Genomic DNA, 640 nt, shown 5'->3' with positions numbered 1-640 from the left:
GGGCTAGAGCATGATCCCAAAAAGTGGGACCCGGTTTTTGGACAAGATGATGCTCGGACAAGAGATTTCCTGATGGATCCCTACGCCTTAAAAACTTTGAACGCCGAACGACGCGCCCGCCGTGCGGCGATCCTTGTCACCGATCTCGGTGACGGGCGCGACCGGATCGTGCGCGAGGGCGATCACGTCGCCGGCGATCTCGGAACCGCGATCGCCAGGGCGTTTCGCACCGGTAATTCCGGTTCGGTCGAAGCCGAGGGGCGGACTTTCTTTCTCAACGCGCATCTGCCGCAGCCGCGTCTGGTCGTGATTGGCGCTGTCCATATCAGCCAGGCGCTGGCGCCGATGGCGAAGATCGCCGGCTATCCCGTGGAGATCATCGACCCCCGCACCGCTTTCGCCACGCCGGACCGCTTTCCCGATGTGGCGCTTCATGCCGAATGGCCGGAGGATGTGCTGAAGCGTCAGCCGCTCGACAGCTACACCGCACTTGCCGCCGTCACCCATGATCCCAAGGTCGATGATTTCGCCCTGAAGGCAGCACTAGACGCCAACTGCTTCTATGTCGGCGCGCTAGGCAGCAGGAAGACGCATGCCAAGCGTGTCGAACGTTTGCTGGCGCAGGGCGCGAGCGCCGACC

At 62.8% G+C, this 640-nt stretch carries 1 protein-coding gene; it reads left to right on the top strand.

Features of this window, described 5'->3' with window-relative positions; all coding sequences use genetic code 11:
- Nucleotides 1–72: 72 nt before the first annotated feature.
- Nucleotides 73–640, top strand: a 568-nt coding sequence (locus ENZ74_RS33640; RefSeq protein ID WP_127313376.1) for an XdhC family protein, incomplete at its 3' end; no start/stop codon positions are given.

The organism is Mesorhizobium sp. M7A.F.Ca.CA.002.15.2.1, from assembly GCF_003998715.1.
In the GTDB taxonomy this organism is placed as follows: Bacteria; Pseudomonadota; Alphaproteobacteria; order Rhizobiales; family Rhizobiaceae; genus Mesorhizobium; species Mesorhizobium ciceri.
The sequence above is the reverse complement of the archived record's forward strand: the minus strand, read 5'-3'. Positions and strand labels throughout refer to the sequence as shown.